This window comes from Jiella flava (assembly GCF_017349315.1).
Lineage (GTDB): Bacteria > Pseudomonadota > Alphaproteobacteria > Rhizobiales > Rhizobiaceae > Jiella > Jiella flava.
On record NZ_JAFMPP010000004.1, the window covers coordinates 93,176 to 113,589 of the forward strand.

Annotated in this window: 21 protein-coding genes; 9 read left to right on the forward strand and 12 right to left on the reverse strand. The window is 62.0% G+C overall.

Annotated elements, in window-relative coordinates:
* The first annotated feature begins 356 nt into the window (after positions 1 to 356).
* The 5 genes from J1C48_RS06540 (at position 357) to J1C48_RS06560 (ending at position 5,060) form a co-directional block, all read left to right on the forward strand.
* Entirely contained in the window at positions 357 to 752 is a 396-nt protein-coding gene (locus tag J1C48_RS06540) for a phasin family protein (protein ID WP_207256993.1), read from the forward strand.
* 227 nt (positions 753 to 979) lie between these two features.
* The gene (gene clpS, locus J1C48_RS06545) at positions 980 to 1,345 is read left to right on the forward strand and encodes an ATP-dependent Clp protease adapter ClpS (protein WP_207257159.1); all 366 of its coding nucleotides are present in this window, start codon (positions 980 to 982) and stop codon (positions 1,343 to 1,345) included.
* A gap of 8 nt (positions 1,346 to 1,353) precedes the next feature.
* Positions 1,354 to 3,849 (forward strand): ATP-dependent Clp protease ATP-binding subunit ClpA, encoded by a 2,496-nt coding sequence (gene clpA / locus J1C48_RS06550; RefSeq protein WP_207256994.1) that lies wholly within the window; start codon positions 1,354 to 1,356, stop codon positions 3,847 to 3,849.
* A gap of 105 nt (positions 3,850 to 3,954) precedes the next feature.
* Entirely contained in the window at positions 3,955 to 4,698 is a 744-nt protein-coding gene (locus tag J1C48_RS06555) for an AzlC family ABC transporter permease (RefSeq protein WP_231081638.1), read from the forward strand.
* On the forward strand, positions 4,698 to 5,060 hold the full coding sequence (locus J1C48_RS06560; RefSeq protein ID WP_207256995.1) for an AzlD domain-containing protein: 363 nt from the start codon (positions 4,698 to 4,700) through the stop codon (positions 5,058 to 5,060). Before J1C48_RS06555 ends, J1C48_RS06560 begins: the two co-directional genes overlap by 1 nt.
* Before the next feature lie 12 nt (positions 5,061 to 5,072).
* Here J1C48_RS06560 and J1C48_RS06565 read toward each other — a convergent pair whose 3' ends face one another.
* Entirely contained in the window at positions 5,073 to 5,513 is a 441-nt protein-coding gene (locus tag J1C48_RS06565; protein WP_207256996.1) for an HIT family protein, read from the reverse strand.
* Positions 5,514 to 5,785: 272 nt separating this feature from the next.
* On the opposite strand from J1C48_RS06565, the gene J1C48_RS06570 reads away from it, so the two are divergent.
* From J1C48_RS06570 to zapE, 3 genes are all read left to right on the forward strand, one after another.
* Positions 5,786 to 6,433 carry a carbonic anhydrase gene (locus J1C48_RS06570; RefSeq protein WP_207256997.1) on the forward strand — a complete coding sequence of 216 codons (648 nt, stop codon included), beginning with the start codon at positions 5,786 to 5,788 and terminating at the stop codon, positions 6,431 to 6,433.
* A gap of 310 nt (positions 6,434 to 6,743) precedes the next feature.
* Complete coding sequence (locus J1C48_RS06575; RefSeq protein ID WP_207256998.1) at positions 6,744 to 7,322, forward strand: protease inhibitor Inh/omp19 family protein; 579 nt, start codon at positions 6,744 to 6,746, stop codon at positions 7,320 to 7,322.
* Positions 7,323 to 7,585: 263 nt separating this feature from the next.
* Positions 7,586 to 8,776, forward strand: coding sequence for a cell division protein ZapE (zapE, locus tag J1C48_RS06580; RefSeq protein WP_207256999.1), 1,191 nt, complete (start codon positions 7,586 to 7,588; stop codon positions 8,774 to 8,776).
* A 177-nt stretch (positions 8,777 to 8,953) separates the two neighbouring features.
* Here the strand turns inward: zapE and J1C48_RS06585 are convergent, their stop codons facing one another.
* From J1C48_RS06585 to J1C48_RS06600, 4 genes are all read right to left on the reverse strand, one after another.
* The gene (locus J1C48_RS06585) at positions 8,954 to 9,118 is read right to left on the reverse strand and encodes a DUF1328 domain-containing protein (protein ID WP_083592076.1); all 165 of its coding nucleotides are present in this window, start codon (positions 9,116 to 9,118) and stop codon (positions 8,954 to 8,956) included.
* A 406-nt stretch (positions 9,119 to 9,524) separates the two neighbouring features.
* The gene (locus J1C48_RS06590) at positions 9,525 to 9,743 is read right to left on the reverse strand and encodes a hypothetical protein (RefSeq protein WP_207257000.1); all 219 of its coding nucleotides are present in this window, start codon (positions 9,741 to 9,743) and stop codon (positions 9,525 to 9,527) included.
* 322 nt (positions 9,744 to 10,065) lie between these two features.
* Positions 10,066 to 10,455, reverse strand: a complete 390-nt coding sequence (locus J1C48_RS06595; RefSeq protein WP_207257001.1) for a septal ring lytic transglycosylase RlpA family protein — start codon at positions 10,453 to 10,455, stop codon at positions 10,066 to 10,068.
* On the reverse strand, positions 10,452 to 10,643 hold the full coding sequence (locus J1C48_RS06600) for a hypothetical protein (RefSeq protein ID WP_207257002.1): 192 nt from the start codon (positions 10,641 to 10,643) through the stop codon (positions 10,452 to 10,454). Before J1C48_RS06600 ends, J1C48_RS06595 begins: the two co-directional genes overlap by 4 nt.
* A 222-nt stretch (positions 10,644 to 10,865) precedes the next feature.
* Between J1C48_RS06600 and J1C48_RS06605 the strand changes: the two genes are divergently transcribed.
* Positions 10,866 to 12,533 carry an AMP-binding protein gene (locus J1C48_RS06605; protein ID WP_207257003.1) on the forward strand — a complete coding sequence of 556 codons (1,668 nt, stop codon included), beginning with the start codon at positions 10,866 to 10,868 and terminating at the stop codon, positions 12,531 to 12,533.
* A gap of 54 nt (positions 12,534 to 12,587) precedes the next feature.
* On the opposite strand, the gene phoB is transcribed toward J1C48_RS06605, so the two are convergent.
* The 7 genes from phoB to J1C48_RS06640 all read right to left on the reverse strand — a co-directional run bounded on the left by phoB (position 12,588) and on the right by J1C48_RS06640 (position 20,343).
* A complete protein-coding gene (gene phoB, locus J1C48_RS06610) occupies positions 12,588 to 13,313 on the reverse strand; it encodes a phosphate regulon transcriptional regulator PhoB (protein WP_207257004.1) in 726 nt (241 codons plus the stop codon).
* Between the two features lie 6 nt (positions 13,314 to 13,319).
* Positions 13,320 to 14,060 carry a phosphate signaling complex protein PhoU gene (phoU, locus tag J1C48_RS06615; RefSeq protein ID WP_207257005.1) on the reverse strand — a complete coding sequence of 247 codons (741 nt, stop codon included), beginning with the start codon at positions 14,058 to 14,060 and terminating at the stop codon, positions 13,320 to 13,322.
* A gap of 29 nt (positions 14,061 to 14,089) precedes the next feature.
* Entirely contained in the window at positions 14,090 to 14,899 is an 810-nt protein-coding gene (pstB, locus tag J1C48_RS06620; protein ID WP_207257161.1) for a phosphate ABC transporter ATP-binding protein PstB, read from the reverse strand.
* A gap of 12 nt (positions 14,900 to 14,911) precedes the next feature.
* Positions 14,912 to 16,231 carry a phosphate ABC transporter permease PstA gene (pstA, locus tag J1C48_RS06625; RefSeq protein ID WP_207257006.1) on the reverse strand — a complete coding sequence of 440 codons (1,320 nt, stop codon included), beginning with the start codon at positions 16,229 to 16,231 and terminating at the stop codon, positions 14,912 to 14,914.
* Positions 16,228 to 17,718, reverse strand: coding sequence for a phosphate ABC transporter permease subunit PstC (gene pstC, locus J1C48_RS06630; RefSeq protein ID WP_207257007.1), 1,491 nt, complete (start codon positions 17,716 to 17,718; stop codon positions 16,228 to 16,230). The genes pstA and pstC overlap by 4 nt, the downstream gene beginning before the upstream one ends.
* A gap of 167 nt (positions 17,719 to 17,885) precedes the next feature.
* Entirely contained in the window at positions 17,886 to 18,935 is a 1,050-nt protein-coding gene (locus J1C48_RS06635; RefSeq protein WP_207257008.1) for a substrate-binding domain-containing protein, read from the reverse strand.
* A gap of 148 nt (positions 18,936 to 19,083) precedes the next feature.
* Positions 19,084 to 20,343: an ATP-binding protein gene (locus tag J1C48_RS06640; protein ID WP_231081636.1), complete on the reverse strand. Its 1,260-nt coding sequence runs from the start codon at positions 20,341 to 20,343 to the stop codon at positions 19,084 to 19,086.
* Positions 20,344 to 20,414: the final 71 nt, after the last annotated feature.

Here is a 20,414-nt window from a genome sequence, read left to right on the forward strand (position 1 = left end):
CTTTGATCGTGTTTATGTCGCGGCGTTTTCGGGAACCCTCTGATTCTCTCACGTGGAAAGTCGAAGGTTAACCGGGTGTGGGGCCGTTGTGATGACTGACAGGTTAATCGCTTCGGGATTACCAATCGGTTTATGACGATCATATTTCGTTCAGGCTGCCGTGCTGTGGATAGCCGAAGATTGCAAAAATGATAAAAGCACCTTATGGATGAAGTGCGGCGCAGCAGGCGCCTTGAAAGTTTTTGTGCAATGCAATATATTTTGAGTCACAGCGCAATGCGGTGAACGAGGCTCTGGGTGACAGCCCGGTCTTGCCTGCCGATTTCAGACTGTACCGACAGGAAGGGAAAATCGACATGTACAATTACGAAGACGCCGGCAAAATGACCAAGGAAGCCATGGACAACGCTCTGAAATCCTTCGCGGCGATGACCAAGGGGTTCCAGCAGATCACGGCGGAGACGGCCGATTTCACCAAGCGGTCCTATGAGAACCAGACCGCGATGGTCGAGAAGCTGTTCCAGGCCAAGACCCTCGACAAGAGCATCGAGGTTCAGAGCGAATTCGCCAAGTCGGCCTATGAGTCCTGGGTCGCGCAGATGACCAAGATCGGCGATCTTTACGCCGACATCGCCAAGGAAACCTACAAGCCGTTCGAGCAGGTCGCCACCGCCGCTTCGACCGCAGCCGTCAAGACGGCTAAGGAGGCGACCACCGCCGCCGAAAAGAAGGTAGCGGCTGCCGCCAACTGACTCGCCCACTTAAGTCCATCGGCGCCGACCTATAGCCGCAGTGGCATTTTGCGACGTCGAATTTGATAAAAGGCCCGGTTTCAGCCGGGCCTTTTTGCGTTAGTGTTTCGGAAAGGTCTGCGCCGCGAGCTGGTCAGGCACAACGCGTGGCAGGACCGTCTTAAATTCTCATGACACGTGCATACATACGACCCATGGCGATGCTGGCTGAACGGACGGAAGCGGGTATGGAAGAGAGGCGCGGCGTATGGCCGCTCACGCTTCAGGGTGACGACGACAAGGACGGCGGTGACACGGATCGCGGAACGTCTGTCATCACCCGCACGAAACCGAAAACGAAGCGACCGAGCCTTTACAGAGTGCTGCTTCTGAACGACGATTACACTCCGATGGAGTTCGTCATCCACGTTCTGGAAAGGTTCTTCCAGAAGGATCATGAGGCTGCGACGCGGATCATGCTGCACGTGCATAACCACGGCGTCGGCGAATGCGGCGTCTACACCTTCGAGGTGGCTGAGACGAAGGTCACGCAGGTGATGGATTTTGCCCGTCAGCACCAGCATCCGTTGCAATGCGTGATGGAAAAGAATTGAGGTGAAGCTTGCCGACATTTTCGCAAAGCCTTGAGAAAGCACTTCATCAGGCTCTGACGCTGGCGAACGAACGTCACCAGGAATTCGCGACGCTCGAACATCTGCTTCTGGCGCTTCTCGAGGACAAAGACGCCGCCGCGGTGATGCGCGGCTGCAGCGTCGATCTCGACCTGTTGCGCAAGAATCTGACCGCTTATATCGACACCGAGCTGGCGAATCTCGTCACCGGTCACGATGAGGATTCCAAGCCGACGGCCGGGTTTCATCGGGTGATCCAGCGGGCGGTGATTCACGTTCAGAGCTCTGGCCGCGAAGAAGTCACCGGCGCCAATGTGCTGGTCGCGATCTTCGCCGAGCGCGAGAGCCATGCCGCCTATTTCCTGCAGGAGCAGGAAATGACCCGCTACGATGCGGTCAACTTTATCTCCCATGGCATCTCCAAGCGCCCTGGCGGTTCGGAGAGTCGGCCGCTGCGCGGCGCCGAGGACGAGCAGTCGACCATCGGTCAGGAGGACGAGGGCAAGCGCAAGGCGGCGCCCGACGCGCTGACCGCCTATTGCATCAATCTGAACGAAAAGGCCGAGACCGGGCGGATCGACCCGCTGATCGGCCGGGCCGAAGAGATCAACCGTACGATCCAGGTGCTCTGCCGGCGCTCGAAGAACAATCCGCTCTATGTCGGCGATCCCGGCGTTGGCAAGACGGCGATCGCCGAGGGCCTGGCCAAGCGGATCGTCGAAGGCGATGTGCCGGACGTGCTTGCCGACGCGACGATCTTCTCGCTCGATATGGGCACACTGCTCGCTGGCACCCGCTATCGCGGCGACTTCGAGGAGCGGCTGAAGCAGGTGGTCAAGGAGCTTGAGGAGTATCCGGGCGCCGTTCTGTTTATCGACGAGATCCACACGGTGATCGGCGCCGGGGCGACATCCGGCGGCGCGATGGACGCGTCCAACCTGCTCAAGCCGGCGCTGTCCTCCGGCGCGATCCGCTGCATCGGCTCGACCACCTATAAGGAATATCGCCAGTTCTTCGAGAAGGACCGGGCGCTGGTGCGCCGCTTCCAGAAGATCGACGTGAAGGAGCCGACTGTCGAGGATGCGGTGTCGATCCTGAAGGGGCTGAAGCCCTATTTCGAGGATTTCCACCGGGTGAAGTTCACCAATGACGCGATCAAGTCGGCGGTCGAACTCTCGGCCCGCTACATCACCGACCGCAAGCTGCCGGACAAGGCGATCGACGTAATCGACGAGACCGGGGCCTCGCAGATGCTGTTGCCCGAATCGCGCCGCAAGAAGCAGATCGGCGTGAAGGAGATCGAGGCGACCATCGCGACCATGGCGCGGATTCCGGCCAAGGCGGTGTCGAAGGACGACGAGGAGGTGCTCGCCCATCTCGACGAGCAGCTGAAACGTGTCGTCTACGGTCAGGATGCGGCGATCGAAAATCTCGCCTTGGCGATCAAGCTGTCGCGGGCAGGGCTGCGCGAGCCGGACAAGCCGATCGGCTCGTATCTGTTCTCCGGCCCGACCGGCGTCGGCAAGACCGAGGTCGCCCGTCAGCTCGCCTCGGCGCTCGGCGTGGAGCTGTTGCGCTTCGACATGTCAGAATACATGGAGCGGCACACCGTTTCGCGGCTGATCGGCGCGCCTCCGGGCTATGTCGGCTTCGACCAGGGCGGCCTCTTGACGGACGGTGTCGACCAGCATCCCCATTGCGTGCTGCTTCTCGACGAAATCGAAAAGGCTCATCCGGATCTGTTCAACATCCTGTTGCAGGTGATGGACCACGGCCGGCTGACCGATCACAACGGCAAGCAGATCAACTTCCGCAATGTCATCTTGATCATGACGACCAATGCGGGCGCGGCGGAAATGGCCAAGGCCGCGATCGGCTTCGGCAATTCGCGCAAGACCGGCGCCGATGAGGAAGCGATCAACCGCCTGTTCACGCCGGAGTTCCGCAATCGCCTCGACTCGATCATTCCGTTCGGTCCGCTGCCGACGCCGGTGATCCATCAGGTGGTCGAGAAGTTCGTCATGCAGCTCGAAGCCCAGCTGTCGGAGCGCGGCGTGATCTTCGAGCTGACGCCGGAGGCGATCGCCTGGCTGGCGGAGAAGGGCTACGACGAGATGATGGGGGCCCGACCGCTCGCTCGCGTCATTCAGGAGCACATCAAGAAGCCGCTCGCCGACGAGGTGCTGTTCGGCAAGCTCAAGCGCGGCGGCACGGTGCGGGTGAAAATCGTCGAGGACGAAGCGGGCGGCAAGAAGATCAATCTCGAGGCGATCGCCGACGAGGTTCCGCCGCTGCGCGCTAAGCGCTCGGATGCCAAACGGACATCGGGCGCGAAAAAGCGCCAGGTGGTCGCGGCGGACGGGTCGGACATCGACGAGAGGCCTGACGATGGCGAGGCGGCGCCCGCAGCGAGCGCCGGCAACGCGCCGGCGCCGAAAAAGAGCCGGGCCGGCTCGGTGCCGAAGGTGCCGCGCCGCCCCAACTGACGGCGCCCCTTATCGTCGTCTGACGTTTGCGTTTCGAGGCCCGGCCGGTCCTGCTGCTGGCCGGGCCTTGATCCGTGTCTCTCCCTTTCGGAGCCATCTGGGCTCATGATGCTTTCATCGTCTGAAGCTGCAGAGCGCTCGACCCTCGGTTGGATTCTGCTCGGCATGAAGGGCATCGCGAGCCCGCCGGCGCTGATTTTGACGACCGCCTTTTTCGGCTTTGCGGGACTTTGCCGTGAGGCCGGCATCTCGTGGGAAGAGGCGGCCTTCATGACCGGCATGGTCTGGGCGCTGCCGGCGAAGATCATCCTGCTCGGCGCCATCACCGCCGGCACCTCGCTGCCGGCCGCAGCCTTTGCGGTGGCGCTGTCGTCGCTGCGGATGATGCCGATGGTGGTGGCGCTGATGCCGGAATTGCGGGGGGCGAAAACCCGCACGCCGACGCTTCTGTTTCTCTCCCACTTCGTCGCGATCACCGCTTGGGTCTTTGCGATGGAGCGCATGGAGAGCGTGCCGCGCGATAAGCGCGCGGCCTATTTCGGCGGCTTTGCGGTGACGCTGACGGCGATCAACACCGTGCTCGTTGCCGTCGTCTTCAATCTGATGGGTCAGCTGCCGGCGCTCGCAACCGGGGCACTCGCCTTTTTGACACCGGTCTATTTCTTCACCTCGCTCTATGGCTCGGCCCGCGACATCACCGGCCGTCTGGCGCTGTTCTGCGGTATGGCCGCGCTGCCTCCGGCCCATTGGCTGTCGCCGGGCTACGAACTGTTGACGGCGGGGATTGGCGGCGGCTTTGTCGCCTATCTCAGCGCCCGGATCATCGCAGCCCGGCGGAGCGCAGCCTGATGGCCGACTGGACCTATTCCAACGTCGTGCCTTGGTGGCCCTACGTTTTCATCCTGCTTGCCGGATGGCTGCCGACCGACATTTGGCGTTATCTCGGCGTCGTCTCGGCGAGCCGGATCGATGAGACCAGCGAGGCGGCCAAGCTTGCCCGGACGATCGCGACGGCATTGGTCGCTGCGGTCATTGCACAGCTCGTGTTCTTTCCGACGGGCGCGCTGGCCGACATTCCGCTGCCGGTGCGGTTCGGCTCGCTGGCCGCGGGCTTTGCCGCCTATCAGCTTTCGCGGCGGCGCATTTTGGCCGGGATAATCGCCGCCGAGCTGGTCATCGGCGGCTGGGCGCTCGTCGCGATCCTGATCTGATCGACTGGGTGATCAGCCCTTGGCGAGTTCGGCGCGGATCGCCTCGGCATGGGCCTTGATAGTCGCCATCGGCACCTCGCCCATGGCATGCTGCTTCAGCGCCACGCCCGCATAGACCGGAATGACATGGAAATGCAGGTGGAACACGGTTTGGCCCGCCAGTTCCTCGTTGAACTGGGCAATCCGCACCCCGTCGGCGCCGAACGCCGCCTTGGCCGCGCGGGCGAGCTTGGCGACGAGCGGCATCACCGTCGCCAAGGTCTCGTCGGTGGCGTCGAGCAGATTGCGCGACGCCGCCCGCGGGATCACCAGACAATGTCCCTTCGATTGCGGCATGATGTCCATGATCGCCACGGCCGCGTCGGTCTCGAAGAGTGGTTCGGACGGGATTTCGCCCTTCAGGATCTTCGCGAAGATGTTGGCATCATCATAGGCGGGCGTTGCGCTGCTCATGGTCGTTTCCTCGAGGCATCTGGCGGGCGTCTGGCGGATCGGCGCGGATGGTAGGCGTTTGCGATGACATGTCCATGGAGGAATTGGACGCGTGTCGCGAAAGCGGTGCCATCGGCTCGTCGATCGAACTCTTGGGGCAGCGTCGACCAAAAAGCTTTCGTCCTCTCACGGAAAATACGGGCCTGATCTTTTCATTCCGTCAAGACTGTGTCAGCACGAGTTTCCGGCGATTGCTTGCACTCGCAGCGAGCAAGAATGTTGGAGATTTGGCCATGAGTAAGCTTCTTCCCGATCACCTGTTGAGTGGGTACCGCTCGTTTCTCGAGACGCGGTTGCCGGGAGAGCGCGAGCTCATTCGCGATCTTGCCGAGCGCGGCCAGCATCCGAAGACCATGGTGATTGCCTGCTGCGATTCGCGCGCAGCACCGGAAGTTCTCTTCAACTGCTCGCCGGGCGACATCTTCGTCGTGCGCAACGTCGCCAATCTGGTGCCGCCTTACGAGCCGGACGGCGAATATCACTCGACCTCGGCGGCCCTGGAATTTGCGGTCAACTCCTTGGCGGTCGAGCATATCGTGATCCTCGGCCATGGCAGCTGCGGCGGCATCCAGGCGGCGCTGTCGCCTGCCTTCCAGCCGCTGTCGGCCGGCGATTTTATCGGCAAGTGGATGAGTTTGCTTGAACCGGCGGCAAAAGCCATGGGCTCCAACAATCTGATGACTGGTCGCGAGCGCCAGTCGGCGCTGGAGCGGATTGCCATCCGCTATTCGGTCGCCAATCTGCGCAGCTTCCCGTTCATTGCAGAACGCGAAGCCGAAAACACGATCACCTTGCACGGCGCCTGGATCGACATCTCCTCGGGTGATCTGTGGGCGATGGATCCCGAAACAGGCGATTTCCGGATGACGATCAACGAATGAGCCGATGCGCGGGCCGGGGTGCTGACCTTTGCGCCCGGATCGCCCGAATTTCGAGCGATGCCGGCGTGATCAGGGCGGGCCGCCGCATCGGTTTCAAAACGGGATGATTCGGCTGGGTCGGCGGTGCCGCGGGCTGCGTATCGCGCGATCGTGAGGCGCAACGACGAATTCAACCGGCCCGATGCCGGGTTCTGTCACGTTTTGGGACGATCATGCCTTGCGTTGCGGGCGTTCTCTCTCCTTTATGGGGGAGAGACGATCGCGAGTGGACGGCGTCGCCGAGCCTTATCCTGTGGGGGTATTATCATCAATGTATCATGCAATCCGGATTGGTGCGGTGGCCGCTGCACTCGTCGCCATTGCCGGCTGTTCGCGGTCGGTGCCGAGCTATTCCGACAATAGTGGGCCGCCGCCTTTGGCGCCGGTCCCGAGTGGTCAGGTTGCTTCCAATCAGCTGCCTCCGCCGCCGCCGCCGCCGGGCAACACGATGATGAATGACGGCGCCGATGCCGCGGGCAATGCCGAGCTGACGCCGAGCGATGGCAGCGGCAACATGGCGTCAGGCGGTGGCAGCCAGCAGAACACCCAGATGGCCAGCGTCAACCAGCCGGCGCTGTCGCGCAATTCCGTCCTTGGCGCCTATAAAGTCACCACCGACGGCGGCAATTGCCAGATCATTCTGTCGCTGACCAAATGGTCGGGCGGCTATCGCGCGGCCTCGCGAGGCTGCCCCGGCAAGGTCGCCGACGTGTCCGCCTGGGATGTCTCAGGCAGCCAGGTGATCTTGAAAGATTCCGGCGGCGCGACGGTCGCCAATTTGAGTTCGTCCGGCAATGCGCGCTTCGAAGGCCGCACCACCGGTGGCCAGAACGTCACCTTATATCGATAAGGCTGAGCGGTTGCGGCGCGGACATCCCGCGCCGCAACCGGACCGATGCGTCGACTCCATCAGAACTTCGCGTCCCTTTTTAAGCGGGCCGCGGGTGGCGACATCGGCGGCTCTGCCATGTCACGGTCGTCGCGGCAGGCGCGCACCCGTTGCCCTGTGGGCCATGGTAACGCTATGGCTGTCCCCCGATCGACCGCTCAGGGAGCGCTATTTGCCGATGGCGCCCTTGTCGAGTGGCCAGCAGAGGGACCGGACGCAAATCCATGGCATCCAGCGCAATCGTTGAACCCAAGTCGCGATCCGGGCCGGTCCGCTCGGCGCTGGAACACCTCATCGAGACGAGCGAAATCGAGACCGATCCACTGCAGCGCAGACTCGCCGACCGGCTGGATGCGCTTGATCGGCGGTTGTCGGCGGAGGTCGGTGCGTCGAAGAAGAGCGCGCTTGGCTGGCTGTTCGGCAAGAAGCGGGAGGTGGAGCCGGTCAAAGGGCTCTATGTCTACGGCGATGTCGGTCGCGGCAAGACCATGCTGATGGACATGTTCTTTCGCCAAAGTTCGATCGCTGCCAAGCGGCGAGTGCACTTCCTCGCCTTCATGAGCGACGTGCATGAGCGGATCGGCGAGCATCGCCGGGCGCTGCAGGCCGGCAAGGTCAAGGGCGACGATCCGATTCCGCCGGTCGCCGCGGCCATCGCGGCCGAGGCACGGCTGTTGTGCTTCGACGAATTCACCGTCACCGACATTGCCGACGCGATGATCCTGTCGCGGCTGTTCAAGGCGCTCTTCGCCAACGGCTTGGTGCTGGTTGCGACTTCCAATGTCGCGCCTGACGAGCTTTATCCCAACGGGCTCAATCGCCCGCTTTTCCTGCCCTTTGTCGCGGTGCTGAAGCAGCACGCGGAAATTTTTGAACTCGCCGGGACCGAGGATTATCGCCTCGCCTTTCTGGGCGAGGATGACATCTATGTCGACACCGCTGACGCTGACGCCAAGGCGCGGATCGACGCCGCCTGGACCCGGCTGCTCGACGGTGCCAGGGAAACCAGCGCGTCGCTTTCGGTCAAGGGGCGTACGATCCCGGTGCCGCGGGCCGGCAATGGCGCGGCGCGTTTTGCCTTTGGCGATTTGATGAAGCGGCCGCTTGGCGGCGAGGATTTTTTGGCGATCGCCAAGCGCTTCCATACGCTGATCGTCGAGAATGTCCCGGTTATGACGGAGGCCGAGCGCAACGAGGCCAAACGCTTCATCACCCTCGTCGACACGCTTTACGATGCCGGCCGCCGCCTGGTGGTCTCGGCCGATGTGCCGGCCAATGCGCTGTATCAGGGCAAGAGCGGCACCGAAGCCTTCGAGTTCGAGCGCACGGCCTCGCGCCTGTTTGAGATGCGCTCGAAAGAATATCTGGAAAAGGCCAGTGCCAATCAGGCGATGAAGCCGTCAGGCGAATGTTGACTATACGCTCCAGCATCGGCCTGAACATCGGAATCGATTTCCGGCAAGGCCCGACGCGTCGATTGAAAGAGTGAGAGCGACCGTTCTGCGTCCGATCGGACGCAGGGCGCTCTGGCACGAAAAAAGCCGCCTCGTCCGGAAACGAAACGGCTTTTTGTCAGCCTGACGGCGTGATCGTTACAGCGCGCGGCGGCGGCCGAAGATCAGCGACAGGACGAAGAGGACGATCGCCACGAAGAAGATGATCTTGGCAATGCCGACGGCCGTACCGGCAATGCCGCCGAAGCCGAGAACTGCCGCGATAAGCGCGATGACGAGGAAAGTAATAGCCCAACCGATCATGGCTGGTACTCCTTTTCACAAAGATTTTGGTTGCCAAATTAACGTCGGAAATCGGGGAAGGTTGCCAAATTATCGTGATTCTTTTTGTCCGAATCGTTGGGAAATTTGATGCATGACGAATGATCTCTACGAGATATGCGGCGTCAAAGATCATGCTGACAGGAGCGCTGACCGCCGGCATCGGTGAGATGCATGGCGCAGGCGGCGGGCGGGGCCGCGGCGTCATGTCCGACAGCGTCAGCCCGAACATCGGTACCGATGTTCGGGCTGACGCTGTCGGACAAACTGTGCGCCGCTGCCGTTACGAGTGAACGCGGGACGATGTCATGGATGGGGGGGCGGAGAGGGTGATTGGCAATCGCGGGAGGATTTTGGTGTGGGGCCGAAAGGCGTCGGCCCTCGGTCGTTACTGCGGGTCGTTGGGAAAGAACACCGGCCCAACGATGCGGATACCGCCGGCCGTGCGGCGGATCGTCTGCTTCGGCGCGGCGCTGGGCTCGGCCGCAAGTGCCTTGGCGCGAGCGGTCGGAACCGGCAGGCTGGTGATCTGAAGAGCCGAGACTTCGAAGCTTTTATTGTCTTTGCGATCTTGCGAGAAGGCGAGTGTTGGAGCTGCCGAGAGCATCGATGCTATGGTTAATATTACGATCGGCTTATTAAACATGGGGCTGCTCCTCGAAAATCTCGCAGAACTCGTGTTCGACTTGCAGCGTAAAGAATTTTAAAAGGAATTCGTTCCCGAGTGGACGAGAATACGGCAAGATCACGGCCAGAACGGCGTGTGGGCAAAATGGCGCTGACCGCCCATGAGGGGCCGCAAGGGGTGTCTTGAAAACGTGTTTGGAAAAATTTGGGTGGGAAAGCTGCGGCTCACCCATCCCCCTCTTGTGATCATCTTGAGACGGTCCCGCCGTCTTACCCCTCGTGATCCGTTCGGATCAAAATCGTCAGAGCACGTCGATCTTCACCGGCGCCGTGCCGGAATTGATCATGCCGATGCGGCTTGCGGCAGCCTTGGACAGATCAATCACCCGGCCGCGTGCATAGGGGCCGCGATCGTTGATCCGCACCACGACGGACTTGCCGTTGCGACGGTTGGTGACTCGAACCTTGGTGCCGAAAGGCAAAGTCTTATGGGCTGCCGTCATCGCATTCATGTTGAAGCGTTCGCCATTGGCGGTGCGTCGGCCGTGGAAGCGGGTGCCATAGTAGGAGGCGCGGCCGGATTTCGCCGCGGTCGTTCCCGCCTGGGCTTCGAAATGAGCGATCGGCGCTTGGGTGAGCGCCGGAGCGGAGAGAAGTGCGACCGCCAGGGCGATGGTCTTCGCGATGTTCATTGTTGTCCTTTGTTGCGTTGCGTTTTCCCCAGCGGCTCAATCGTCAACTCGTGTGACGAGAGCGTGATCAGAAATCGGCGAGAGGAAGATTTTTTTCGGGCAAAGGGAACTTTTTGCCGATTGGCTGCAACGAGATGATTTTCAGGGAAAAATTCAATTGCCAAATGGCGGAAATCCGAGATTTCCATTGCTGGGGGACTTTGGCGATACCCGATTGTGGCGGACCTAGAGCGCCGAAACAACCCCTTAAACATGCCGTGATCAGCCCGTCTTAACGGCTGATTGCCCAACGGCAATTCCTTGAAAGGACCGATATTACCAAGCGGTCATGTTTGCGGCTTAAGCCGATGCGTCACATCTTGGCGACGAATGACCTTTACGATAACGTCAATTTCAGGGAGGACTCGAGAATGCAGAAGAGCTGGCTCGCGCACTATCCGAAGGGCGTGCCATCGGAGCTCGGCGACATCGCGTATCGGTCTTTGTCCGAGCTGCTCGAACAGGCGGTTCACCACCATGCGGACAAGCCGGCAATGCACTTTATGGGCGCCACCACGACCTATGCGGAACTGGGTGAAGAGGCTCGTCATTTTGCCGCCTATCTCCAGCATCTCGGCCTGAAAAAAGGCGATCGGATCGCCCTGATGATGCCGAATGTGTCGCAATATCCGGTTGCAATCGCCGGCGCGACCATGGCGGGCCTGATCATCGTCAACGTCAACCCGCTCTATACGCCGGGCGAACTCGCCCATCAGATGAAGGATTCGGGTGCCAAGGCGATCGTCGTCCTGGAGAATATGGCGGCAACGCTTGCCGCCTGCCGGGCCAAGACCGACATCGAGCATGTCGTCATCGCCGCGATGGGCGATCTTTTGCCGATGGTGAAAGGCGCGATCGTCAACTTCGTCGTCCGGCGGGTGAAGAAGATGGTGCCGAGCTACGAGCTTGCCGATGCCGTGTCCTTCACTAAAGCTTTGAAGATCGGGCGCAAGGCGGCGTTCCAACCGGTCGAAACGGGGCCCGAAGACATCGCCGTGCTGCAATATACTGGCGGGACGACGGGCGTCGCCAAGGGCGCGATGCTGACCCACGCCAATATCGTCGCCAATGTCCTGCAGTCGGAAGCCTGGAACGCGCCGGCCCTGTCGCAGCGGGAGCCGGGCGAGCAGACGGTGACCGTCTGCGCGCTGCCCATCTATCATATCTTCGGCTTCACGGTGAATTTGATCCTGTCGCTGCGCACGGGTGGCGCTGTCATTCTCATCCCCAATCCACGCGACATTCCGGCGACGTTGAAAGCGATCAAGTCCTTCCGCTTCCAGTCCTTCCCGGCGGTGAACACGCTATACAACGCCATTGCCCTTCATCCGGACGCCCAAAGCGTCGACTGGACGGCGATGAAGCTGTGTGTCGGCGGCGGCATGGCGGTGCAGGCGGCGACGGCCGAGCGCTGGAAGACGGTCACCGGGGTCTCGATCTGCGAAGGCTATGGCCTCTCGGAGACCTCGCCCTCGGCCTGCTGCAATCCGACCGACCGCTCTGAATACACCGGCACGATCGGGGTGCCGCTGCCGTCGACCGAGCTCGCGATCCTCAGCGACGACGGCGGCTCCTTGAAGCCCGGCGAGGTCGGTGAGATCGCAGTGCGAGGGCCACAGGTGATGGCCGGCTATTGGAACCGGCCGGACGAGACCGCTGCGGTGATGACCGCCGACGGCTTCTTCCGCACCGGTGATATCGGGGTGATGAGCGCGGATGGCATCTTCAGGATCGTCGATCGCAAGAAAGACATGATCAACGTCTCCGGCTTCAACGTCTATCCGAACGAGGTTGAGGAGGTGGTGACGCGGATGCCGGGCGTCATTGAGGCCGCTGCGATCGCCATTCCCGACGAAAATTCGGGCGAAGCGGTCAAGCTGTTCGTGGTGCGTCGCGATGCAGCGATCGGCGAGGAGGCGATCAAGGCCTTCTGCAAAGAACACCTGACCGGCTACAAGCGCCCGCGCGTCATCGAATTTCGCCACGAACTTCCAAAGTCTGCCGTGGGCAAGGTGTTGCGGCGCGAATTGCGCAGCTGATCAGGTTTTACGGTTGGCGGTCGCCAGCCCCGACCGAGGGCGTGCGACCGTGGCTCAACTCAGCTGTTTGTCTTTGGGGGCCTTGGCTGAGGAGAAGTTTTCATCGAGTGCGTAACCGGCGCCGCGCACGGTGCGGATCGGATCGCGCTGACGACCGCGATTGATCGCCTTGCGCAGCCGACCGACATGGACGTCGACCGTGCGCTCGTCGACATAGATGTCGCGGCCCCAGACGCCATCGAGCAGCTGTTCACGCGAGAACACCCGGCCCGGCGACTGCATGAAGAATTCCATCAGCCGGAACTCCGTCGGTCCAAGCTTGATCTCGCGGCCGGCCCGGCGCACCCGGTGGGTTTCGCGGTCAAGATCGATGTCGCCGGCCGACAGGTGTGTGGCAATCTTTTCCGGCTTGGCGCGGCGCAGCATCGCCCGCACCCGGGCGATCAGCTCCGGTGTTGAAAAGGGCTTGACCACATAGTCGTCAGCGCCGACCAACAGGCCGCGCACCCGCTCCGACTCTTCGCCACGGGCGGTCAGCATGATGATCGGCAGGCGTTCTGACTCTTCGCGCTGGCGCAGGCGCCGGCAGAGCTCGACGCCGGACAGGCCCGGCAACATCCAGTCGAGGATGAGCAGATCCGGCAGCTGTTCCTTCAGCCTCAGATCCGCTTCGTCACCGCGGGGAATGACGTCGACCGAATAGCCTTCGGCTTCGAGATTGTAACGTAGGAGAACGCCAAGCGCCTCCTCGTCCTCAACGACCGCAATGTGAGCACTCATCGTCCTTTACTCTCCGCTACCGCCCGGCGGGGGCGTCGTCACGTCGGTATGGGCAAGCGATGGCGTGGTATCGCTTTTCGGCCTTTCGGCCTCCATCTGCTCACCCGTCTTGATGTAATAGACGGTCTCGGCAATGTTCGTGGCGTGATCGCCGATGCGTTCGATGTTCTTGGCGCTGAACAGAAGATGCGTGCAGGCGGTGATATTGCGCGGATCTTCCATCATGTAGGTCAGAAGTTCGCGGAATATCGACGTGTAGACCGCGTCGATATTCTCGTCGCTGTCGCGCACTGCCAGGGCCTGGCGCTCGTCACGGGTGGCGTAGGCGTCGAGCACTTCCTTGAGCTGTTCGAGCGCCAGCTCGGCCAGATGTTCGATGCCCCGCACCAGCTGCATCGGCTGGGTGTGCTCATGCACCGCAATCACCCGCTTGGCGGTGTTTTTGGCCAGATCGCCGATCCGCTCCAGATCGTTGGAGATGCGGATCGCGCCGACGATCTCGCGCAGGTCGATCGCCATCGGCTGGCGCTTGGCGATGGTGTGGATCGCTCGCTCGTCGATTTCCCGCTGCAGGGCGTCGAGCAGCACGTCGTCGGCGACCACCGACTGCGCCAGGCCCCAATCGGAGCGCATCAGCGCGCCGACCGACTGTTCGACCATGCGCTCGGCCTGGCCACCCATTTCGGATATGCGGCGGATGATAAATTTCAGCTCGTCCTCATAGGAGGTGACGATGTGTTCGGCCATCTGAACGGCCTCCCTTTGCGTTGCGCCGGTCAGCCGAAGCGGCCGGTGATGTAATCCTGGGTGCGCTTGTCGTCGGGATTGGAGAACATTTTCTCGGTCGGACCGACCTCGGCGAGATCGCCGAGATGGAACATCGCCGTCAACTGCGACACGCGGGCGGCTTGCTGCATCGAGTGGGTGACGATGACGATGGTGAAGTTCTCGCGCAATTCGTCGATCAGTTCCTCGACCGTCGCGGTGGCGATCGGGTCGAGCGCCGAGCAGGGCTCATCCATCAGGATCACTTCTGGCGAGACGGCGATGGCGCGGGCGATGCATAGCCGCTGCTGCTGACCGCCGGACAGGCCGGTGCCCGGCTCGTCGAGCCGGTCGTGGACTTCCTTGTAGAGGCCGGCTTTACGCAAACTGATGTGGACGATCTCGTCGAGTTCGTCCTTGTTGCGGGCAAGGCCATGGATCTTCGGCCCATAGGCGACATTGTCATAGATCGACTTCGGGAAGGGATTCGGCTTCTGGAATACCATGCCGACCCGCGCCCGCAGCTCGACGACATCGATGGCGGAATCGTAGACGTCCTCGCCGTCGAGCCGGATTTCGCCGCCGACCTTGGCGCTGTCGATCGTGTCGTTCATCCGGTTGAGGCAGCGCAGATAGGTAGACTTCCCGCAGCCCGAGGGGCCGATGAGCGCCGTCACCTGGCGCTCGGGAATGTCGAGCGTGATGCCGTTAAGCGCCTGCTTCTGGCCGTAATGGACGGTCACGTCCCGGGAGGTCATCTTGATCGGTATGGCTGCTTGCACGGCCCGGCCCTTGTTAAATGTGGCTTGCATATTTTCCATCATAACCAGATCCTACCAGCGGCGCTCAAATCGACGGCGCAGAAAGATCGCCGTGAGGTTCATGATTGCGAGGAAAGCCAAGAGAATGATGATGGCCCCGGAGGTGCGCTCGGCGAAAGCCCGTTCGGCTTCATTCGCCCACATATAGATCTGGACGGGCAGAGCCGTTGCCGGGTCCATCGGGGTTGCGGGATCGTTGACGACAAAGGCGACCATACCGATCAAGAGCAGCGGCGCCGTCTCGCCCAACGCCTGGGCGAGGCCGATGATCGTGCCAGTCAGGATGCCGGGCGCCGCCAGCGGCAGGACATGATGGAAGACCGTTTGGGTTTTCGAGGCGCCAAGGCCGAGCGCGGCCCAGCGGATCGACGGAGGCACCGCTCGCAGCGCCGCGCGGGTGGCAATGATGATCGTCGGCAGCGTCATCAGCGTCAGAACGAGACCGCCGACCAGCGAGGCCGATCGCGGCAGCCCGAACCAGTTGATGAACACCGCAAGGCCGAGCAGGCCGAAGACGATCGACGGCACCGCCGCCAGATTGTTGATGTTCACCTCGATCAGGTCGGTGAATTTGTTCTTCGGCGCGAATTCTTCGAGATAGATCGAGGCGGCGACGCCGATCGGCAGGGCCAGAGCAAGCACGATCAGCATCATGTAGAACGAGCCGATGATCGCTACACCAAGGCCCGCCGTCTCGGCGCGGGACGAGGCGCCGAAGGTGAACAGGCCCCAATTGAAGCGCTGGGCGATCGCACCGTCGGCCTTTAGCTTGGCGATGAACTGGAGCTGCTGATCGCTGATCGGACGCCGGTTCTCGGGAACGCTGAGGTCGTACTGACCCTTCATCGCACTATCGAGTTCGGAACTCGCATAGAGCCAGACGTCCTGCGTCGTGCCGATCACCGATAAGTCCTTCAACACGATGTCGCGCAGCGCGACACGGGTGCCGGACGAAATCAGCTTGCCAGCAGCTGTGACCGCCTTGCGGTTGGACGGGTCGATGTCGAGCAGCTTGACGAGACCGTCGCGGGCAATCCGCGGATAGTTCGCCATCATCAGCTTGGTCTCGCTCTTCAGCGCGTCCTCGGGCGTGCCGAGAATCTGCTCCGAGAACGTGATCGGCACGCGGATCTCAGTCTGCCAGAAGGCCGTATAGCCCTTGGAGATGATGCTCCAAAGCAGGATCGCCAGGAAGCACAGGCCGATGCCGATGGCGATGATGCCATAGGCCTTGAAGCGGCGTTCGGCGGCGTAGCGCCGTTTGATGCCGATATCGCGCCGGTTCGAACGGGCAGCCGCCGACGCGATGCCGCTTGCGGTGGCGTCGCTCATTCGTACTGCTCCTTGTATTTGCGCACGATGTAGAGGGCGTAGATGTTGAGGCACAGCGTAATGACAAACAGCGTCATGCCGAGAGCGAAGGCGACGAGGGTCTGCGGCGAGTCGAACTCCAGATCGCCGGTCAGCTGCGCGACGATCTTCACGGTGATGGTGGTCATCGGCTGAAACGGATCGAGGGTCAGATTGGCCGCGACGCCGGCCGCCAGCACCACGATCATGGTCTCGCCGATGGCGCGTGACGCCGTCAAAAGCAAGGCCGAGACGATGCCGGGAAGCGCCGCCGGCAGCACCACTTTCTTGATCGTCTCCGAGCGGGTGGCGCCGAGGCCGAGCGAGCCGTCACGCAAGGATCGCGGCACCGAGGTGATGATGTCGTCGGAGAGCGAAGAGACAAAGGGGATCAGCATGATCGCCATCACCAGGCCGGCGGTCAAAACGCTCTGGGCCTGGATGAAGCTGGAGTAGTTGCCGGTGACGAGGCCGTTGATCTCGGTCGAGAGGTCGCGCAGGAACGGGCCGACGGTGACCAGTGCGAAGAAACCGTAGACGATGGTCGGAATGCCGGCGAGAACTTCGAGCAGCGGCTTGACCACCGAGCGGCTCCGGTTCTTGGCGTATTCGGCCATGTAGATCGCGGCGAAGAGCCCGATCGGAACGGCGATCAGCATGGCGACGGCGCCGATATAGAGCGTGCCGGCGAGCAGGGGAATGAAGCCGAAGCTCCCGGCCGATCCTGTCGAGCCGGCGGCCGAAAAGCGCGGCTCCCAGACCGTGCCGAAGAAGAACTCTGCCGGGGAAATGCGTGAGAAGAAGTCGACGGTTTCGAACAGCATCGAAAAGACGATGCCGATCGTCGTCAAAATGGCGATCGACGAGGCGGCGATCAGTGCGCCCCGGACGACGCCTTCGACGCTGTTGCGGGCGCGAAGGCGTGGTGCGATCTTCTTATAGCCCCAGCCAGCGCCAAATCCGGCGAGAACGATGACGGCGATGGTCATCACCCAGCGACTGATGACCTGCAGAGCGTTCAGTTCGACTGCCAGCGGCACCATCCAGTCGGCGCCAGCCGAGGCGACCGGCACGCCGCGTTTGCGCAACAGGGCGCTGAGATCTTTGACGGGGGTCTGATCGGTGACGGTCTCGCGCTCGTCGGCCGGCAGCACGCGCAGCCCGGATCCGAGTGACTCGACGATGCCGTAGGCCAGGCCTTCGGTCAGCTCCGACTGGGCGAGGGTCTCTTCGGGAATTTTCGCGCGAATATCGGTGGAAATCAGGATCGGCGCGGTGATCAGCCAAGCGGCGAGCAGGAGCAGCGACGGAATGGTCGCCCAACATGCAACGTAAGAGGCGTGATAGACCGGGCGCGAATGGAGTTGTGTGGCCTGGGCGGCGGCCAGAGTGCTGGCGCGGCGATACGCCATCACCGCCCCGATGAGGCTGATCGCAAAGACGATAAGGAGAATCGTGGGGGTCGACACCGGAAGACTTTCGCCTGGAAATGACAGGGTCGGGAAAGGCTGGAGGAGCGTCGCCCACAGATGGGCGTGGCTGACGCTTCGGCCCTTTGCGGACAGTCACCGGCCGGTTGGAACGGCCGGTGACGACGTCCTTGCAGGCGAGGCTTGCGCCCCGCTTTTCGGTGTCCTTAGGACTTCGAGCCGAGCTCTACGCCCTTTTCGAAATCAGAGATCTGCTTCGCGCGCTCGTCGTTCGGCAGCGGCACCAAGCCGTAGTCGACGGTCGGCGAACCTTCGCCGGTCATCTGCTCGGAGAGGAAGAAGTTGACGTAGTCCTTCAGTCCCGGAACAACGCCGAGATGGGCGCGCTTGACGTAGAAGTACAGCGGGCGCGAAACCGGATATTTGCCGTTGGCGATGGTCGCGGCTGATGGGGTGATGCCGTCGATCGTGGCGACCTTCAGCTTGTCCTCGTTCTGCTCATAAAACGCCAGACCGAAGACGCCGACAGCCTTCTTGTTGGCCTCGATCCGGGCCAAGGTCTCGGTGTAGTCGCCGGAGATCTCGGAGATCGAACCGTCGGTGCGCACCGCGATGCACGCGTCCTTGGCCTGCTTCTCATCCATACCGGAGGCCATGAACGCCTTCTTCGCACCGGATTCCTCGCACCCAGCGGCAAGAACCTTCTCTTCGAAGACTTCGCGGGTTCCGTGGTTGGAGGCCGGGATGAAAGCGGTAATCTGCTGGTCCGGCAGCGACGCGTCGACGTCTTTCCAGGACGTGTTCGGGTTGGCGACGACCTTACCGTCCTTCACCACCTTGGCGGCCATGGCGCCGAAAATCTTTGCCGGATCGAGAGCGAAGCTTGGGCCCGAAGCCGACGAGGCGAAGACGATGCCGTCATAGCCGAACTTGACCTCGGAGATGTCGGTGACGCCATTGGCGGCGCAGGCCTCGATCTCACTCTCGCGGATCGAGCGGGACGCGTCGGCGACGTCGATCGTGTCAGGGCCGACGCCTTGGCAAAACTGCTTCAGGCCGGCAGAGGAGCCGCCCGACTCGATGATCGGCGTCTGGTAGTCCGGGAAGGTTTCGCCGAAGTTCTCGGCGACGATCTGGGCATAGGGCAGCACGGTCGATGAACCGGCGACATGGATCTGTTTACCCGCGGCACAGGCGCCGCTGGTCACGACAGCGGCGGTGCCGAGCACGAGGCCGGCGAGAAGCGTCTTGTTCACGATGAGATTCCCCCTGTGGAGTTTGATGCCAAACCCGTTGTCATCGGCCGTTCTTCGACCTTCGGGTTCAGCTGATTCCCTATAGGTCACGCAAGAAACCTCTATGTCAGAAAAGTATCAGTTGTGTGACGGAATAAATCATTGAAATTTATGAACGTTCAAGAATTTTCCGCGGTACGCCCGCAAGCTTTGATGACGCTGGAAAGCGAACTGTGAACGTCGAGCCGGCGCCAATCGCGGAGTCGATGATCAGGCGGCTGCGGTGGCGCAACAAAATGTTGCGCACGATCGACAGTCCGAGTCCGGTGCCGCGTTTGGAGCGTGAATTGCCGACATCGACCCGGTAGAAGCGTTCGGTCAGCCGCGGCACATGCTCGGCCGGTATGCCGGCGCCGTAGTCGCGCACGGCGGCGTCGATCACCGGTTCGCCGCGCTCGTTCGTTCGGTTCAGGGAAATGTCCACCCGTCCGCCGTCGGCGCCATATTTGCAGGCGTTCTCGATCAGATTGGCGAAGACCTGGATCAACTCGTCCTCGTCGCCGACCACCACGACGCTGTCTTCCTTCGGGACGAAGTCGAGGACGAGGCCGAGTTCGTCGGCAAGCGGCTCCAACTGCGCGCAGACCTTACTGATCACGGAAACGAGATCGGCGTGCGATTGCGGTGAAAGATGCCGCTTCATCTCGATCCGTGACAGCGACAACAAATCGTCGATCAGCCGCGACATGCGCGTCGCCTGTTCGCGCATGATGTTCAGGAATTGCTCTCGGGCCTTCGGATCGTCGCGCGCGGGGCCCTGCAGGGTTTCGATGAAGCCGGCGAGCGAAGCCAGCGGCGTGCGCAACTCGTGGGAGGCATTGGCGACGAAGTCCGAGCGCATCCGCTCCACCCGCCGCTCGCCGGTGCGATCGTGGAACAACACCAAAAAGAAGGTCGGCTGCATGCCCTGATAGGCGGGGATCGGCAGAATCTCGATCACCCAGTTGCGCTCCACCGGGCGGCGTTCGTCGAGGCTGGTGGTCTTGCTGGCCGAGTTGGCGAGCGCCGCGTCGATCGCGGCCAGGAGTTCGGGCGAGCGGAAGCGCAGCGAGAAGGCGTCGCCGAGCGCCATATTGCCGAACGAGATGGCGGAGACCGGATTGCGGTAGCGGATCATCAGGTCGCGGTCGATCACCAGCGCCGGTTCCTGCAGCGCCTCGACCACCGCCTTCATGCCACGATCAGGCCAGATCTGCTCGTTGGCTCGGTTTTCCGCCTCGGCCCGGTTCGCCCGCTCGCGCGCCGGCCAGAATATCGTTCCGGCAAGGATGACGAAAACCACAGCAGCGGCGATGCTCGCCTGCGGATGGAGGATCGCCAGGGCGAGGAGCGAAAGCGCCGCGATGAAGGTGAGCCGTTTTCTGCGCATGCGGTCTGAAGGCCACCGGGCCTGATCCTGTTTTGGAAAACCGATCGTGTCGAACGCCGGGTTCACAACCT

Excerpts from the sequence above, each read along its gene's own strand:
- J1C48_RS06600 (WP_207257002.1), bottom strand. The coding sequence starts at position 10,643 with ATGGAAATCTCGGATTTCCGCCATTTGGCAATTGAATTTTTCCCTGAA.
- J1C48_RS06605 (WP_207257003.1), top strand. The coding sequence starts at position 10,866 with ATGCAGAAGAGCTGGCTCGCGCACTATCCGAAGGGCGTGCCATCGGAG.
- J1C48_RS06565 (WP_207256996.1), bottom strand. The coding sequence starts at position 5,513 with ATGAGCAGCGCAACGCCCGCCTATGATGATGCCAACATCTTCGCGAAG.
- zapE (WP_207256999.1), top strand. The coding sequence starts at position 7,586 with ATGGCATCCAGCGCAATCGTTGAACCCAAGTCGCGATCCGGGCCGGTC.
- phoU (WP_207257005.1), bottom strand. The coding sequence starts at position 14,060 with ATGGCCGAACACATCGTCACCTCCTATGAGGACGAGCTGAAATTTATC.
- J1C48_RS06555 (WP_231081638.1), top strand. The coding sequence starts at position 3,955 with ATGATGCTTTCATCGTCTGAAGCTGCAGAGCGCTCGACCCTCGGTTGG.
- J1C48_RS06590 (WP_207257000.1), bottom strand. The coding sequence starts at position 9,743 with ATGCTCTCGGCAGCTCCAACACTCGCCTTCTCGCAAGATCGCAAAGAC.
- clpS (WP_207257159.1), top strand. The coding sequence starts at position 980 with ATGGAAGAGAGGCGCGGCGTATGGCCGCTCACGCTTCAGGGTGACGAC.
- pstB (WP_207257161.1), bottom strand. The coding sequence starts at position 14,899 with ATGGAAAATATGCAAGCCACATTTAACAAGGGCCGGGCCGTGCAAGCA.
- J1C48_RS06560 (WP_207256995.1), top strand. The coding sequence starts at position 4,698 with ATGGCCGACTGGACCTATTCCAACGTCGTGCCTTGGTGGCCCTACGTT.
- J1C48_RS06595 (WP_207257001.1), bottom strand. The coding sequence starts at position 10,455 with ATGAACATCGCGAAGACCATCGCCCTGGCGGTCGCACTTCTCTCCGCT.
- J1C48_RS06570 (WP_207256997.1), top strand. The coding sequence starts at position 5,786 with ATGAGTAAGCTTCTTCCCGATCACCTGTTGAGTGGGTACCGCTCGTTT.
- J1C48_RS06540 (WP_207256993.1), top strand. The coding sequence starts at position 357 with ATGTACAATTACGAAGACGCCGGCAAAATGACCAAGGAAGCCATGGAC.
- J1C48_RS06640 (WP_231081636.1), bottom strand. The coding sequence starts at position 20,343 with ATGCGCAGAAAACGGCTCACCTTCATCGCGGCGCTTTCGCTCCTCGCC.
- J1C48_RS06585 (WP_083592076.1), bottom strand. The coding sequence starts at position 9,118 with ATGATCGGTTGGGCTATTACTTTCCTCGTCATCGCGCTTATCGCGGCA.
- phoB (WP_207257004.1), bottom strand. The coding sequence starts at position 13,313 with ATGAGTGCTCACATTGCGGTCGTTGAGGACGAGGAGGCGCTTGGCGTT.
- pstA (WP_207257006.1), bottom strand. The coding sequence starts at position 16,231 with ATGAGCGACGCCACCGCAAGCGGCATCGCGTCGGCGGCTGCCCGTTCG.
- J1C48_RS06575 (WP_207256998.1), top strand. The coding sequence starts at position 6,744 with ATGTATCATGCAATCCGGATTGGTGCGGTGGCCGCTGCACTCGTCGCC.